The sequence below is a fragment of the Sphingobium sp. RAC03 genome, assembly GCF_001713415.1.
Taxonomy (GTDB): domain Bacteria; phylum Pseudomonadota; class Alphaproteobacteria; order Sphingomonadales; family Sphingomonadaceae; genus Sphingobium.
The window spans coordinates 710,012-725,467 of the sequence record NZ_CP016456.1; the positions used below are offsets into that span (position 1 = coordinate 710,012).

A 15,456-nucleotide genomic window follows, 5' to 3' on the forward strand; every position below is an offset into this window, starting at 1 on the left:
GATTGAAACCACGGTACTGCGGCTTGCGACGGCCGGAATGCCGTATCATGGCGTCCCTTTATAATGTCTAAATCTCATGCTAGGGCGAAGCGTTGTCATACAACGGGGACCGTTTCAAACTATGAAAATCACGATGATCGGCACGGGGTATGTGGGCCTTGTGTCAGGGGCCTGTTTTGCGGATTTCGGCCATGATGTGGTCTGTGTCGATAAGGATGCGGGCAAGATCGCGGCGATCGAAGCGGGGCGGATGCCGATTTTCGAGCCGGGGCTGGACAAGCTGGTCGGCGACAATGCCGCATCGGGCCGCCTGACCTTCACCACGGATCTGGCCGCGGGCGTCAAGGGCGCGGACGCGATCTTCATTGCCGTCGGCACGCCTTCGCGCCGGGGTGATGGCCATGCCGATCTCTCCTATGTCTATGCTGCAGCGCGGGAAATCGTCGCTGCGCTCGATGGTCCGGCGGTCATCGTCACCAAGTCGACCGTGCCCGTGGGCACTGGCGACGAGGTCGAGCGAATCGCGCGGGAATTGAAGCCCGACCTCGACATCCAGGTCGTGTCGAACCCCGAATTCCTGCGCGAAGGCGCGGCGATCGGCGACTTCAAGCGGCCCGACCGCGTCGTCGTCGGCACCACCGGCTCGGAACGCGCCATCGCGGTGATGAGCCAGGTCTATCGGCCGCTCAACCTGAACCAGGCGCCGCTGATGTTCACCGGGCGGCGCACTGCCGAACTCATCAAATATGCCGCCAACGCTTTCCTCGCGACTAAGATCACCTTCATCAACGAGATGGCGGACCTGTGCGAGGCGGTCGGCGCTGACGTGCAGGACGTGTCGCGCGGCATCGGCCTCGACAACCGTATCGGCTCCAAATTCCTGCATGCAGGACCGGGCTATGGCGGCTCCTGCTTCCCCAAGGATACGCTGGCGCTGGTCAAGACCGGTCAGGATCATGACACGCCGATCCGCATCGTCGAGACGGTGGTGCAGGTCAACGACCTGCGCAAGCGCGCCATGGGCCGCAAGATCGTCAAGGCGCTGGGCGGCGATGCGCGCGGCAAGACAGTCGCGCTGCTTGGCCTGACCTTCAAGCCCAATACCGACGACATGCGCGATGCGCCGAGCCTCGCCATCGTCCAGGCGCTGGAGGATGCGGGCGCGAAGATCGTCGCCTATGATCCCGAAGGCATGGACGTCGCCGCACCGATGATGCCCAGCGTCACCATGGCCAAGGACGCCTATGAAGCCGCCGAAGGGGCCGATGTGCTGGTGCTGGTCACCGAATGGGACATTTTCCGCGCGCTCGACATGAAGCGCCTTGCCAGCGCGATGAACGGCAATGCGCTCGTCGACTTGCGCAACATCTATCCGCTCGCCGAAGTCACCGAGGCTGGCTTTACGCTCGCGCGCGTCGGCGCGGCGAGCTGAGAAGCCGCACCTGTGGCGTTAGGTACGGAACGCCCAAGGACGTGTCGACTGCACTGTTTCTCATTAGCTGCCGCATCCATCACAGGTTCATGTGCGTTGACTGAGTTAGGCGTTCGAGCATCTTGCTTCGGCATAGCGACAACGTCTGTGGGTGCGTTGGGGATCAGGTGACAGACGGGCGATCGAGCGATATGTAGCGTTCATTCGGCCGTGAGCCATTGTTAGAATTGACGGCATCTCCAAGGTCTGTGCCAGGAGTGTCGGGTCGAGCCGAAGGGCATTTGGAGAATTCATGAACTGCTTGTCGCATCTTCGGAACGGCGCTCGCCTTCCCCGCCTCTGCCTACTTGCTGCGCTGCTTGCCACGACCGCCTGCACCTCAATCGGGCCAGGAACGGGGCGGGTCGTCAATGTCGGCAAGGACCAAGATGCCGCAATCAAGGGCATACAAGTCATCAATCTGGACGAACGATCGCTGGTCGAACTGCCTCGCGTCACCACCCCTGATTTCGCAACTGGGCTTGGCTATTCCGATGCGGTTGGCGAGACCGTGGGATCGGGCGACGTCCTCAACGTCACCATCTGGGAAGCGCCACCTGCTGTATTGTTCGGTACCAGTGCCCCAACCGGCATGTCGGTTCAGACCAGTGGCGTAACGGCGCTACCGGAATTTCTCGTCGGTCCCTCTGGCCGGATTTCCATACCCTTCGCTGGACTGGTTCAGGCGGCGGGGCGGACCTTGCCCCAAATCGAGCAGGACATCATCACGCGACTGCGCGGCAAAGCCCATTTGCCGCAGGTCGCCGTTCGCTTGCTGCGCAACCTGAGCGCCAACGTGTCCGTGGTGGGTGAGGTCGCCAACAGCACCCGCATGCCCCTGACTCCCAAGGGGGAAACCATATTGGATGCCATCGCAGCAGCGGGTGGAACCAAACAGCAGTCGGACAAGATGACGATCCAGGTCAGTCGCCGCGGGCAGGTCTATTCCATGCCCTTTTCCGCCGTGATCAACGATCCGCGCCAGAATGTTGTCCTGAAGACAGGCGATGTCGTAACCGCCCTGTTCCGTCCCTACAGCTTCACCATGCTTGGCGCTGCGGGTCAAAGCCAAGAAGTGCCGTTCGAGGCAACCGGCCTGTCGCTTGCGCAGGCCATGGGCCGTGTCGGCGGCCTGGCAGAGGGGCGCGCCGATCCAAAGGGGGTCTTCGTGTTCCGCTGGGAAGATCCGGCGATGGTCGTCAATCGCAATGCAACCGTGTCACCCCGTTCGGACGGGCGCATTCCGGTCGTCTATCGCGTCGACATGCGAGATCCGGCCACCTATTTCGCCATGCAGAATTTCGCCATTCATGATCGCGATGTGCTCTATGTCTCCACCAACCCCGTCGCCGAATTTCAGCGCGTCATCGGCCTGATTGCCTCTACGGCACTGCCGATCGTGGCCATCGACAACGCGATTACCCGGTAATCGAACGACCGTAGCGCAGATCATGATGGAATTGACTAAAGCCGCTCGCAAATTGCGGCCTCGTCGCGTGGCGAAGCCATGGGGCCGAGTGGACTTGCCGGTCACGTTTGGCCCGTCTGGACCAGAGCCGATCGGTGAAATTTGGTATGAAGATGAGGTTGGCGACGGCAATCTGCCCCTGCTCGTCAAGCATATCTTCACCAGCGAGCGGTTGTCGATCCAGGTTCACCCCGACGACGCGGCAGCGGTGGCCGTGGGGTTGCCAGGCGGCAAAGAGGAAATCTGGTACATATTGGATTGCGAACCGGATGCGCGGCTGGGCATAGGCCTCAAGCGGCCGATCAGCCCGGCGGCGTTTCGTGCCGCGGCGCTTGATGGCTCGATCGAGCAGCTGATCGACTGGAAGCCCGTCAAACCGGGCGACTGTTATTTCATTCCGGCAGGCACCGTCCATGCCATCGGGGCGGGAATTGTGCTGGCCGAAGTTCAGCAGAATGTCGATGTGACCTATCGCCTGTATGACTATGGTCGGCCGCGCGAATTGCATTTGGATGAGGGAGAGGCCGTCAGCCATCTCCTTCCCTATGATCGACAAGTCATTCATGCGCCTCTGGGCCAGAATGCGGGGCGTATCTCACCGTCCGATGCCCCTTTCCAGCTGGAATTGCGCCACTGGCAGGCCGGGGCGGCGGTAATCCTTCCCGACGCGTCCCGCATATGGTTCACGCCGCTGGGCGGAAGCGGGACGATCGATGGCGCGCCATGGGCAGAGGGCGATTGCTGGCTGATAGATGCAGACAGCCAATTGCGGATCGACACGCCCTGTTCGGCTCTTCTTGCTACCCTATGATGATGACGCCCGCCTCATCTCGTGAATAGAGGCGCGCAAATCGACATCGGGCATCTTAAAGGTCTGTGACACGCGCTTTCTGGCGGTCCGATGGAACATCGGTGCCAAGGCGCAACCTGCTTCCCGCAAAAAAGGCTGTTCGCGGCCTTCGCCTATGGATATGGCTTTGACGATGGGGCGTGAAAACATCGCGGCTGCCATGTCGGGGGAATGGAATGGATTGGTTGCACGCGGTCGCCGGGCTGTTCGTTGGTGTCATGGTGGGCATGACCGGCGTGGGTGGCGGGTCGCTGATGGCACCGATCCTGATCCTGTTGTTCGGCGTCGCCCCGGTCACCGCCGTCGGCACGGACCTTTGGTTCGCCGCCATTACCAAAGCGGTGGGCGGGGTCGTCCATCATCGCCATGGCGGGGCGGAAGGTGGCCCCGACTATGAAGTCATCCGCCGCCTGTGCATCGGCAGCCTGCCCGCTGCGGTCATCGTACTGTTGCTGTTGTCGCAGGTCGATACGCATCAGGTGAAGAGCGGCTTCATCATGACGGCCCTGGGCATCGTGTTGATCTTTACCGCCATCGCCACCCTGTTCCGGGGCCGGTTCCACCATTGGGCGGTCCATGCCCGGACCGATACCGCCAGCCGCTTCCTGCGCTATCAGGCGGGGCTGACCGTCGTAGCCGGGGCTGCGCTGGGCATCATGGTCACGCTGACGTCGGTCGGGGCCGGGGCGCTGGGGGCCACTTTACTGCTGCTGCTCTATCCGTTGCGGATGCGGCTGCAGAAGTTAATCGCGACCGATATCGTCCATGCTGTGCCGTTGACGCTGGTGGCGGGCATCGGCCATTTGTGGATCGGCAATTTCAACGGGATGCTGTTGCTCAACCTGCTGATCGGATCGATCCCAGGGATCATCATCGGGTCGATGCTGGCGTCCAAAGTGCCGGAAAAAGTGCTGCAGCCGCTGCTGGCGATCGTGTTGATCATCGCGGGCTGGCGCTTGATCGCTTAGGCGATGGCCAGCACGCTGGTCAGGACGATGCGCACCAGTTCCGCCTGCCCCCGCGCGCCCGTCTTGGCATAGATGCGCTTGGAATAGTTGCGCGCGGTCTCGACCGTCAGGCCGAGCGTTTCCGCTGCGTCGCTGATCGGGATGCCCTGCGCGATCACCCAGGCGAGCCGCGCTTCGCTGGGCAACAGGCCGAACAAATCGACCAGCTGATCACAGCGGTCGGCCTGCGACCAGCGATCGCCACTGAGATAGGCGATGGCGACCGGGGTCGATCCGGTCGCGACCGACCCACCCCGCATCGGCGCGACCAGCATGTCCATCCAAGGGTCACGGCTCAGGTTCAGCGCCTTGGGCCGGGCATCGGGATCGGCGGCGAAATGCTTGATGAGCGCGGTCAGCTCGCGATCCAGCGCGGGCGACGCCGGGGTCAGCCGGTCGTAGCGACCGCGCCGCAACAGGCTGGTACGCTGGAACAATTGTTCGACATGGGCCGTCATGTCGACGATGCGGCAGCGCGCATCCAGCGTCAGCCAGCCGAAATTCAACCGCCCAAAGGCTTCGGACGTGAGGGTCGATCGCAATTTCTCACGCTCCAGCGCGACGAAAGCGCGCAAAGCGATGCGTAGATGCGGCGCCAGCGCGGTCAACAACGCGCCGACCGCTGGGCCGATCGATCGACCTCCCGCGCAGCTGAGCCAGGCATCGACGCCGCTCGGCTCGGTCACGCGAACCGATCGCATATCGCTCATCCCCTGCGGCACCATCAGGTCAGTGAGGAAGGATTGATGGACGGGATTGTCCGGCTCGATCAGTTCGGCCAGCGCATAGACCCGCCCTTCGCGCATATGGCGATAGGGAAAGGGATCGCGCCGATATTTTTCCACGAACAGATTGTGGATATGCGCGGGTGGCGGCGGCCCGGCGTGCAGCTCGACGATCGCATCCTCGTCGATGGGGCGGAAGACCAAGGTGGTGTAGACCGCGCCCGTTCGCTGGCGCAGCCGTTCGAGGAAATCCTGCCACAAGGGCTGCTGGAACATTCCTTCATGCAGCGCCGTCAACAGGCCTGTATCGTCCAATCGCATCGGTCATTGCTATACCCTCCCATTTGGGAGGTCCATCGATTCGTGCGTCCTGCCATAGGATGACGCACAAAGATTGCGAGGATTGCATGGTGGACGCAAAAACCCTGACCCATTTGGAGCGGCTCGAAGCCGAGAGCATCCACATCCTGCGGGAAGTGGTATCGGAGGCAGAGAAGCCGGTGATGCTCTATTCCGTCGGCAAGGATAGCGCGGTGATGCTGCATCTGGCGCGCAAGGCCTTCTACCCCTCGCCCCCGCCTTTCCCGCTGCTGCATGTCGATACGACCTGGAAATTTCAGGAAATGTACAAGCTGCGCGACCGGATGGCGCAGGAAAGCGGCATGGAATTACTGGTCTATCGCAACCAGGAAGCCATGGATCGCGGCATCAACCCGTTCGACCATGGCGCGCTGCACACCGACATGTGGAAGACCGAAGGGTTGAAACAGGCGCTCAACCTCTATGGTTTCGACGCAGCGTTCGGTGGCGCGCGGCGCGACGAGGAAAAGAGCCGCGCCAAGGAGCGCATCTTCTCCTTCCGCACCGCCAGCCACGGTTGGGATCCGAAGAACCAGCGGCCCGAATTGTGGAACCTCTACAATGCGCGCAAGAATAAGGGCGAGAGCATCCGGATCTTCCCGATCAGCAACTGGACCGAGTTGGACATCTGGCAATATATCCATCTGAACGACGTGCCGATCGTGCCGCTCTATTTCGCGGCCAAGCGCCCGACGGTGGAGCGCGACGGCATGTTGCTGATGGTCGATGACGATCGCTTCCCGCTCGAACCCGGCGAAGTGCCGGTAGACCGCTCGATCCGCTTCCGCACGCTGGGCTGCTATCCGCTGACCGGCGCGGTGGAGAGCGAGGCGGCGACCTTGCCGGAGGTGATCCAGGAAATGCTGCTCACCACCACATCCGAACGCCAGGGCCGCGCGATCGACAAGGATGCGGGCGGCGCTGGCATGGAGAAGAAGAAGCAGGAAGGCTACTTTTGACGCGCCACGGAATGCGCAGCGTTCCGAAGCGTCAACCCCAGCGAAAGCTGGGGCCTCAGGCCACCTTATTCTTCACCAAGATCAACGAGATCCCAGCCTTCGCTGGGATGACGAGGTAGCGATATGACCGACACCCTCACAGACCCCATCTACAAGACCGACGCCCTCATTGCCGAGGATATCGACGCCTATCTCAAGGTGCATGAGCATAAGACGATGCTGCGCTTCATCACCTGCGGGTCGGTGGATGACGGCAAGTCGACGTTGATCGGCCGCCTGCTCTATGACAGCAAGATGATCTTCGAGGATCAACTCGAAGCGCTGACCGCCGACAGCAAGAAGATGGGGACGCAGGGGCAGGAGATCGACTTCGCTCTGCTCGTTGATGGCCTCGCCGCCGAGCGCGAGCAGGGGATCACGATCGACGTGGCCTATCGCTTCTTCGCCACCGAAAAGCGCAAGTTCATCGTCGCGGATACGCCCGGCCATGAACAATATACCCGCAACATGGTGACGGGTGCGTCCACCGCCGACCTCGCCGTCATCCTGATCGACGCGCGCAAGGGTATCCTGACGCAAACGCGCCGCCACAGCTATCTCGCGCATCTGATCGGCATCCGCAACATCGTGCTGGCCGTCAACAAGATGGACCTGGTCGGCTATGATCAGAGCGTGTTCGACACGATCGTCGCCGACTATACCGAATTCGCCAAGTCGATCGGCATCACGGCGTTCACGCCGATGCCGATTTCCGGGTTCAAGGGGGACAACATCACCGGCCCGTCGGAAAATACGCCCTGGTATACTGGCCCGGCCCTGATCGAACATCTGGAGACGGTCGAGGTCAACAGCGCGACCGACGCGGAAAAGCCGTTCCGCATGCCGGTGCAGTGGGTCAATCGTCCCAATCTCGATTTCCGGGGCTTTTCCGGCCTGATCGCGACCGGCACGGTCAAGCCGGGCGACGCGATCCGCGTGCTGCCATCGGGCAAGACCAGCACCATCAGCCGCATCGTCACGCTGGACGGTGATCTGGACGAAGCTGTGGCGGGCCAATCGGTCACGCTCTGCTTCGCCGACGAGATCGACTGTTCGCGCGGCGACGTCATCGCGCTGGCCGACAATCCGCCCCAGGCCGCCGACCAGTTCGAAGCGACCATCGTGTGGATGGCGGACGAGGAAATGCTGCCGGGCCGATCCTACTGGCTCAAGATCGGCACGCAGATGGTCACCGCGACCGTCCAGCAGCCCAAATATCAGGTCAACGTCAACGATGCCGGAGGTTCGGGGTCACATCTGGCGGCCAAGACGCTGGAATTGAACGCCATCGGTGTCGCCAACCTGTCGACCGACAAGCAGATCGTGTTCGAACCCTATGAGCAGAATAGGACGCTGGGCGGCTTCATCCTGATCGACAAGATCAGCAATGCCACCGTCGCGGCGGGCATGCTGCACTTCTCGCTGCGCCGGGCACAGAATGTCCATTGGCAATCGACCGACGTGTCGCGCGATTTCCACGCCAACCTCAAGAACCAGAAGCCCGCCGTGCTGTGGTTCACCGGGCTTTCGGGCGCGGGCAAGTCGACCATCGCCAATCTGGTCGAAAAGCGGCTGGCGCGGATGAACCGGCACACCTATCTGCTGGATGGCGACAATGTGCGGCATGGCCTGAACAAGGATCTGGGCTTTACCGACGCCGACCGGGTGGAAAATATCCGTCGCGTGGGCGAAGTCGCCAAGCTGATGACCGACGCCGGGCTGATCGTCATCACCGCCTTCATCTCGCCCTTCCGATCGGAACGCGACATGGTGCGGCAGATGATGCAGCCGGGCGAGTTTTTCGAGGTCCATATCGACACATCGCTCGCCGAGGCCGAGAAGCGCGACGTCAAGGGCCTGTACAAGAAGGCGCGGGCCGGGGATCTCAAGAATTTCACCGGGATCGACAGCCCCTATGAAGCGCCGGTGGACCCGGAAATCCATATCGACACGCTGACCATGACGGCGGAAGAAGCGGCCGATGCCATCGTCGCGCGGCTGATCCCATGACCGGGATGAGCGACGCGGCGCTGGCCGCCCATCTGGCAGAAGTGGCCGGACGCATCCTGGTCGAGGTCCGCGAATCCGGGGTGTTCAGTGCCAAGGCACTGGGCAAGGCGGGCGACCAGACCGCCAACCAGTTCCTGTGCCATGCGCTGCGCGAAGTGCGGGGCGAGGATGGGCTGTTGTCGGAAGAAGAGAAGGACAATGACGACCGGCTCGCCCAGTCGCGCGTCTGGATCGTCGATCCGGTCGATGGCACGCGCGAATATGGCGAGGCGCGGGCCGACTGGGCGGTGCATGTCGGGCTGGCGATCGACGGAGCGCCGGTGATCGGCGCAGTGGCCTTGCCGGGGTTTGAGGGCGGCGTCGTGCTGCGGACGGATGAACCGCGCACCGTGCCGCCTGCGCCGGAAAAGCTGCGCATGGTGGTGTCGCGCACGCGGCCTGCCGCCGAAGCGGTGGCGATCGCGCAGAAGCTGGACGCGGAACTGGTGCCGATGGGATCGGCGGGGGCCAAGGCGATGGCGATCATATTGGGCCAGGCCGACATCTATCTCCATTCGGGCGGCCAATATGAATGGGACAGCATGGCCCCGGCCGCCGTCGCGCTGGCGCATGGCCTGCATGCCAGCCGCATCGACGGCAGTCCGCTCGTCTATAACCAGCGCGACGTCTATCTACCCGACCTGCTCATCTGTCGGCAGGAGCATGCGGAGATGGTGCTGGGGCATATTGCGGCACTGGCGCAGGACGCCGCCTGATTGCGCTGTCGCCGGGCGGTCAGGATCGCCCGGCGAGCAGGCGATTGACGAGATCACGCCACCCTTTGGATACCGCCTCCAGACCGAAGGCCTCGATCCGGTCGCCGGGGCGGAGGCGGGTCGCCGGGTTGATCTGATGCGCCAGTGCGTCCGCCATCGCGCGCGGATCGGCCGGATCGACCAGCAGGCCATGGCGACCACCATCGAGCAATTGCGCCGCATTGCCCGCGCTCCGCGACGCGACGCAAGGTGCATTCACCGCCATCGCCTCTAGCAGCACATTGGCCGAGCCTTCCCACCAGGAGGGCAGCACGAAGGCGTCGCAGCGCGCCAGCCAGGGAAAGACATTGGCGACCGTGCCGGGCAGCGCCAGATCGTCGGCAATGCCGAGCGCTGTGGCCTGCGTGCGCAACCGCGTGCAGGCATCGTCGCGGCTCTCGCCCAGGATGATGAGGCGCGCAGGCCGGGTCATGCGCAGATGAGCGAAGGCGGCGAGCAGGGTCGCGAAATTCTTTTGCGGGGCGAGGCGGCCGATGGCTAGGACGACCGGCAGCGGGCCGCCGAACCAGGGGTGCGGGGCTGTATCACCGATATGCTGGCGCGCGGCGGCGGCGTCTATGCCGTTAGCGATCACCGTCACCCGCCCTGCGCGCGCTGCTGCGTGAAAAGCGGGCGTGTCGGCCAAAGTCGGCGACACCAGCACCAGATGCGCGGCATCGGCGGCGATGAGCCGCGCCATGGCGGCGCGGCCCCAGCGCTTGATGCCGCCCGATGGCGCGCCGGGGATGGCGCGCATGATGTCATTGCTGATGCGATAGACGCGCTGCACGCCCCGCGCGCCGCGACTGCCCGCCCAGACGGTGCCATGGCCGTGATTGCCCGCCGAGATCAGCAGCGCCGGGCGGTTGGCGCGCAGATAGCCGCGCAACGCCCATGCCGCGCGCAGCTTTTCCCACAGGCGCGATCGGCCTGCACCGGGCAGCAGGGCATGATGGACGACGCCCGGCACCCCCTCCCCGCCCGGCAGCGCGGTGACGAGTTGCACCTCATGCCCCTGCGCGGCGAGATCGGCGGCGATCAGCCGGGCATTGCGGACCACGCCGGTCGCGACCAGCGCGTGGACATAGACGCAGATCACGCCCGCCGCCGGTCCCATTCGATGGCGCGGGCGGCGCACCAGGCTTGCGCAGGCAATCGGTCGAGATGATGGCGATAGAGCGCGCCCAGCCGCATGTCCGCGAGGCCGCGCCCCTCCACCAATTGCAGGATGTCGGTGCCGGGGTTCCAATTGCCCTCGACCAACATAGGCCCGGCGTCGGTCAAGCCGACATCCCAGCCGATGACCGTGAAGCCGGTGCGAAAGACATGGTGCGCGTTCAGCGCCAGCGCGATCGCGGCGGGGAGGTCGGGTAGGATAATGCGCTCGATCGGCGCGCCTGTCTTGGGGTGGTGCGTATGCAGGCTAGGCGCACCTGCACCGCCGCCAAGCCAGGCGGGACCGCAGCGCCCGGCGGCATCGACGCCCAGCACCAGATTGCCCGCGTTGAAATTATCGACCGGACGGATGCCCCCGGCCGACAGCCGCAGCGCGAGGCCGCAGGCTTCGGGCACGCCATCTTCATCAAGGCATGTCATCACCCGCAAGGTCGGCAGCGCGCCGGGCGACAGATCGACAAGCGCCGCATGGGTCGGCAGGCGGCGCTGGATCACGCCGCCCTCGCGCCACACCCGCAGCAACCGCGCTCGTAGCAGGTCGTCGCCGATGGGGCCATCACAGCCGCGCCAATGCTCATCACGCCAGAAACGCTCGACCCCCTGCCCTTTCGATCGAAAGCTCGGCTTGGCAATGATGTCGCGCTCGGCTGCCAGCCAGGCGGCGAGATCGCCGCGGTCGGGATTGCAGGCGGGCGCGATCGTCAGACCCGCCGTCCGTGCGACCTCCGCGAAGAGCTGCTTGTTCTTGAGCGGATTGGTGGCGAAGGGAAAGGCACCCGGATTGAGCAGCCGGTGCAGCCCCTTGCGGTCGCGCATGCTCAGTCCCCGCTGCCGCACCGCATCGGACAGGAGATGCCGCTCGGCCGGGGTCCAGCCGCCCTGCCCGGCCCCCGCGAGCAAACGCGCCAGCAGGTGCCGACGCATCGGCCAGTGCCGGGTCAGCCCCGCGCGATAGGCGGCAAGCAGGTCATTGTCGCCCCGACCGGGCAACGCGCGCAGCGTGGGCAAAGGCTATTCCGCAGCCTGGGCGATGGTGACGCAGCGACCAAGCACCTCGCTCGCGACCCCGCGCGTGCGGGCGTTGTCGACGTCGATCGCGACCGCACCATCGGACAGGATCACCGGCGCGATGGTCAGGCGGAAGCGGCGTGAAAAGCGGGCGAAGGTCGCGGCCAGCGTGCCGATACCGAAGCGGAAACGCAGGAGATTGAGCAGACCGAAAGCCCCGATGATGCGCAGCGGATGCTTGACGAACTGGCCGCCCGACCGGAAAGTTTCGGCGGCGGCCAGTGCGGCTTTGTCCTTGAGCCAATAGCTGTTGCAGTTGGAATAGCTGTCATCGGCAAAGGCGTAGAATTTGCGCTGCCCCTCCGGGTGGGCGGCCAGCACCGATGCGCGCCGGGCGAAGGCAACGGCGGCATCTGCGCCCTCGGCCACGCAGCCATCCAGCATTTCGGCGATGGCGGGCGGGGTCAGCAGCACATTGTCGGCGGTGGTGATGAGCAGCGGAAAGCGCGCGCCGTCGGCCGCCGCCAGCACCGAATCCACCAGATTGGGCCGCGCGCCGATCGCCACCAGCCGTCCGCTGGCGATCAGACCGCGCAGTTGCGGCAGACCCGCCAGCACGTCCGGTTCCTCGATCGCGACACGGATTTCGCCGATCCGCTCACTCGCCGCCAGCGCGTCGATGACATGGACCAGCATCGGTTGATCCAGCACCGGGACCAGGCATTTATGGGTGACGCCCGCTTCCAGCGCGAGCGGATCGGTCGCGCCGTCGCGCTTGCCCGCCAACACCAGCGCGGAGGTGCGCCCGCCCATCAGGCCGCGACCCGCATCGGCACTTCGGTCAGCAGACCCTGCCGTTCCAGGCTATGGCCGATGATGGTTTCCACCAGCGTCTGATGATCGACGCCAATCGACGCGGCCGAGCGCGAAATGGTCTTTTTGGACCAGAGGTTGCAGGACAGGTTCACTTCCATGAATTGCACCGCGCCGGTCGCGGGATCATAGCGAAACTCGAACCGGCCATAGTCGAACGGCCATAATTCGGGCAGCAGACGGCGTGTCAGGTCGTCGAGCCGGGCGAGCAAGTCGCGATCCTCGACCAGCACCAGCGGATCATCGCCCGCGTCGATCAGGCCGCGCTTTTCTTCATGGCTGCGGGCGCGATGGGGGTCGGCGGGCACATACATCATCGGCGGCAATATCCACGGCTGCCCGCCGCTGCCGCCCACCACCGGCACGGCGATGTCGAGCAGGGGTGCCCAGGCTTCGACCAGCGCGTCATGGCCCAAGGCCTGGAGATGATCGACATGGGCGAGCGCTTCGTCCCAGCTATCGACCATCGCCAGCCCCCAGGAGGCGGAGGAGGCGTTGGGCTTGACCACCAGCCGTTCGGCCGCAAAGCCGGGCTGCGCGGGCAGGCCGCCGCGCCGAAAGACCTGCGCCGCCATGGTCGGGACGCCATGCGCCTGCGCGATCAGCTTGGAGAGATATTTGTCGTCGGACACGCCGCGCAATATGGGGCTTGCGCCCATGTGCGGCATGGCGCGCCAGCTGAGCAGCAGGGGCGCTAACATCTCGCTATTCTGGAAGCCGCCACGATTGAGCAGGGTCACCACGAAATCGACATCGGGCCGGTCGAACAGCGCTTCATAGCTGTCGGCGACGCGAACATGCAGGCCGATCGCCTCCAGCGTCGATCGCATCTCATGATGATAGAGGGCGTGATTGCCATCGACCGCATCGGGTTGGCCGGATGCGCGGGCATGTTTGGCGAGGAAGAGCAGGCGCAACCGGGCCTTGTCGGCCGGGGAAATGCGGATGCAGCGGTCGATATGGGTCAGCATGACACCCTATCTAGCCGCCTGCGATGACAGGGTGGCGACCGCGCGATGACGATGATGCGACGATCAGGCGGCGGCGATATGACGGCGCGATGACCGATCCAAGTCAGGCGGTGACGATCGCCTTCGCCACCGCTTCGGCGACCTTGATCCCGTCGATCGCGGCGGACAATATGCCGCCTGCATAACCCGCGCCTTCGCCCGCAGGATAGAGTCCGGCGACGGAGAGGCTTTGAAAATCCTTGTCGCGGGTGATGCGGATGGGGGAGGATGTGCGCGTCTCCACGCCCGTCATCACCGCGTCGGGATGGTCATAGTGCGCCAGTTGCCGACCGAATATGGGCAGCGCCTCGCGAAACGCCTCGACCACGAAATCAGGCAAGCAGCGCGACAGGTCGGTTGGGGTCACGCCCGGCTTGTAGGACGGCGTGACCGATCCCAATGACGTTGACGGGCGTCCGGCCAGGAAATCGCCGATGGTCTGTCCCGGCGCCCAATAAGAAGAGCCGCCCGCCACATAGGCCTGCGATTCCCAATGGCGCTGGAAATCGATCCCGGCGAGTGGTCCGTCGGGATAATCGCGTGCCGGGTCGATGCCGACGACCAGCCCGGAATTGGCATTGAATTCGGCGCGGCTATATTGGCTCATGCCGTTGGTGACGACGCGCCCTGCCTCCGACGTGGCGGCGACGACGCGGCCGCCCGGACACATGCAGAAGCTATAGACGGTGCGGCCATTGGCGCAGTGATGCGCCAGGCTATAGGCCGCCGCGCCCAGATCCGGGTGGCCTGCGCAACTGCCATAGCGGGCCTTGTCCACCCAGCTTTGCGGATGTTCGATCCGCACGCCGATGGAAAAGGGCTTGGATTCGATATGCACGCCCCGGCCATGCAGCATGGTGAAGGTCGGCCGTGCGCTATGCCCGACAGCCAGCACGACATGATCGCTCTCGATCACGCTGCCATCCTGAATGACGATGCCGCGCAATTGCTGCGAGCCGTCGCTCCGCCGCTCCAGCACCAGATCATCGACCCGCGTCTGCCAGCGATATTCGCCGCCCAGCGCCTCGATCTGGCGGCGCATCGATTCGACCATGGTGACGAGGCGGAAGGTGCCGATATGGGGGTGCGCTTCCCACAAGATATCGTCTGGCGCGCCCGCCGCGACGAACTCCGCCAGCACCTTGCGGCCCAGGAAACGCGGATCTTTCACCCGGCAATAAAGTTTGCCGTCGGAAAAGGTGCCCGCCCCGCCTTCGCCGAACTGGACATTGCTGTCGGGGTTCAACTCGCCGCGCCGCCACAGGCCCCAGGTATCCTTGGTCCGCTCGCGCACGACCTTACCCAGATCGACGATGATCGGGCGGAACCCCATCTGCGCCAGCAGCAGCCCGGCGAACAGGCCGCATGGCCCCGCCCCGATCACGACCGGCCGCTTGCCCTGCCAGCCATCGGGCGCATGGGTCACGAAATCATAGCTTGTGTCGGGCGTCGGCCGCACATCATGGTCATGGGCGAAGCGCGCCAGCACGGCCGCTTCGTCGGCGACATCGACGTCGAGCGTGTAGACGAGCTGGATCGCGCTGCGCCGCCGCGCATCATTGCCGCGCCGCACGAGGCTATGCCCGCGCAGCTCTTCGGGTTGCAGGCCAAGGCGCGCGCATATCGCAGGCGGCATCGCCTCGGCAGGATGGTCGAGGGGCAGTTTCAGGCCGGAAAGGCGGATCATGTGCTGCCCATAGTCGCTC

General features: G+C 64.4%; 13 protein-coding genes. 7 read left to right on the top strand and 6 right to left on the bottom strand.

Annotated features, from left to right (window positions below; genetic code table 11):
* The first annotated feature begins 121 nt into the window (after positions 1–121).
* The 4 genes from BSY17_RS07945 (at position 122) to BSY17_RS07960 (ending at position 4,757) form a co-directional block, all read left to right on the top strand.
* Entirely contained in the window at positions 122–1,432 is a 1,311-nt protein-coding gene (locus BSY17_RS07945; RefSeq protein ID WP_069065111.1) for a UDP-glucose dehydrogenase family protein, read from the top strand.
* 292 nt (positions 1,433–1,724) lie between these two features.
* On the top strand, positions 1,725–2,900 hold the full coding sequence (locus tag BSY17_RS07950) for a polysaccharide biosynthesis/export family protein (protein ID WP_069065112.1): 1,176 nt from the start codon (positions 1,725–1,727) through the stop codon (positions 2,898–2,900).
* Positions 2,901–2,925: 25 nt separating this feature from the next.
* Positions 2,926–3,750 (top strand): class I mannose-6-phosphate isomerase, encoded by an 825-nt coding sequence (locus BSY17_RS07955; protein WP_069066852.1) that lies wholly within the window; start codon positions 2,926–2,928, stop codon positions 3,748–3,750.
* Positions 3,751–3,965: 215 nt separating this feature from the next.
* The gene (locus BSY17_RS07960; protein ID WP_069065113.1) at positions 3,966–4,757 is read left to right on the top strand and encodes a sulfite exporter TauE/SafE family protein; all 792 of its coding nucleotides are present in this window, start codon (positions 3,966–3,968) and stop codon (positions 4,755–4,757) included.
* Here BSY17_RS07960 and BSY17_RS07965 read toward each other — a convergent pair.
* Positions 4,754–5,842 (bottom strand): helix-turn-helix transcriptional regulator, encoded by a 1,089-nt coding sequence (locus tag BSY17_RS07965; RefSeq protein WP_069065114.1) that lies wholly within the window; start codon positions 5,840–5,842, stop codon positions 4,754–4,756. The genes BSY17_RS07960 and BSY17_RS07965 overlap by 4 nt on opposite strands.
* An 86-nt stretch (positions 5,843–5,928) precedes the next feature.
* Here BSY17_RS07965 and cysD point away from each other — a divergent pair, with 86 nt between their 5' ends.
* The 3 genes from cysD (at position 5,929) to BSY17_RS07980 (ending at position 9,644) form a co-directional block, all read left to right on the top strand.
* Positions 5,929–6,840, top strand: coding sequence for a sulfate adenylyltransferase subunit CysD (cysD, locus tag BSY17_RS07970; protein WP_037478815.1), 912 nt, complete (start codon positions 5,929–5,931; stop codon positions 6,838–6,840).
* 123 nt (positions 6,841–6,963) lie between these two features.
* The gene (gene cysN, locus BSY17_RS07975; protein ID WP_069065115.1) at positions 6,964–8,889 is read left to right on the top strand and encodes a sulfate adenylyltransferase subunit CysN; all 1,926 of its coding nucleotides are present in this window, start codon (positions 6,964–6,966) and stop codon (positions 8,887–8,889) included.
* Between the two features lie 5 nt (positions 8,890–8,894).
* The gene (locus BSY17_RS07980) at positions 8,895–9,644 is read left to right on the top strand and encodes a 3'(2'),5'-bisphosphate nucleotidase CysQ (protein ID WP_069066853.1); all 750 of its coding nucleotides are present in this window, start codon (positions 8,895–8,897) and stop codon (positions 9,642–9,644) included.
* A gap of 19 nt (positions 9,645–9,663) precedes the next feature.
* Here BSY17_RS07980 and BSY17_RS07985 read toward each other — a convergent pair whose 3' ends face one another.
* The 5 genes from BSY17_RS07985 to BSY17_RS08005 all read right to left on the bottom strand — a co-directional run bounded on the left by BSY17_RS07985 (position 9,664) and on the right by BSY17_RS08005 (position 15,437).
* Positions 9,664–10,821 (bottom strand): glycosyltransferase, encoded by a 1,158-nt coding sequence (locus tag BSY17_RS07985; RefSeq protein ID WP_237236458.1) that lies wholly within the window; start codon positions 10,819–10,821, stop codon positions 9,664–9,666.
* Complete coding sequence (locus tag BSY17_RS07990) at positions 10,779–11,867, bottom strand: sugar-transfer associated ATP-grasp domain-containing protein (RefSeq protein WP_069065116.1); 1,089 nt, start codon at positions 11,865–11,867, stop codon at positions 10,779–10,781. Before BSY17_RS07990 ends, BSY17_RS07985 begins: the two co-directional genes overlap by 43 nt.
* Before the next feature lie 3 nt (positions 11,868–11,870).
* Entirely contained in the window at positions 11,871–12,680 is an 810-nt protein-coding gene (locus tag BSY17_RS07995) for an NTP transferase domain-containing protein (protein WP_069065117.1), read from the bottom strand.
* Positions 12,680–13,711: a phosphoribosylglycinamide synthetase gene (locus BSY17_RS08000; RefSeq protein ID WP_069065118.1), complete on the bottom strand. Its 1,032-nt coding sequence runs from the start codon at positions 13,709–13,711 to the stop codon at positions 12,680–12,682. The genes BSY17_RS07995 and BSY17_RS08000 overlap by 1 nt, the downstream gene beginning before the upstream one ends.
* 103 nt (positions 13,712–13,814) lie before the next feature.
* Positions 13,815–15,437 carry an NAD(P)/FAD-dependent oxidoreductase gene (locus BSY17_RS08005; protein WP_069065119.1) on the bottom strand — a complete coding sequence of 541 codons (1,623 nt, stop codon included), beginning with the start codon at positions 15,435–15,437 and terminating at the stop codon, positions 13,815–13,817.
* Positions 15,438–15,456 lie beyond the last annotated feature (19 nt).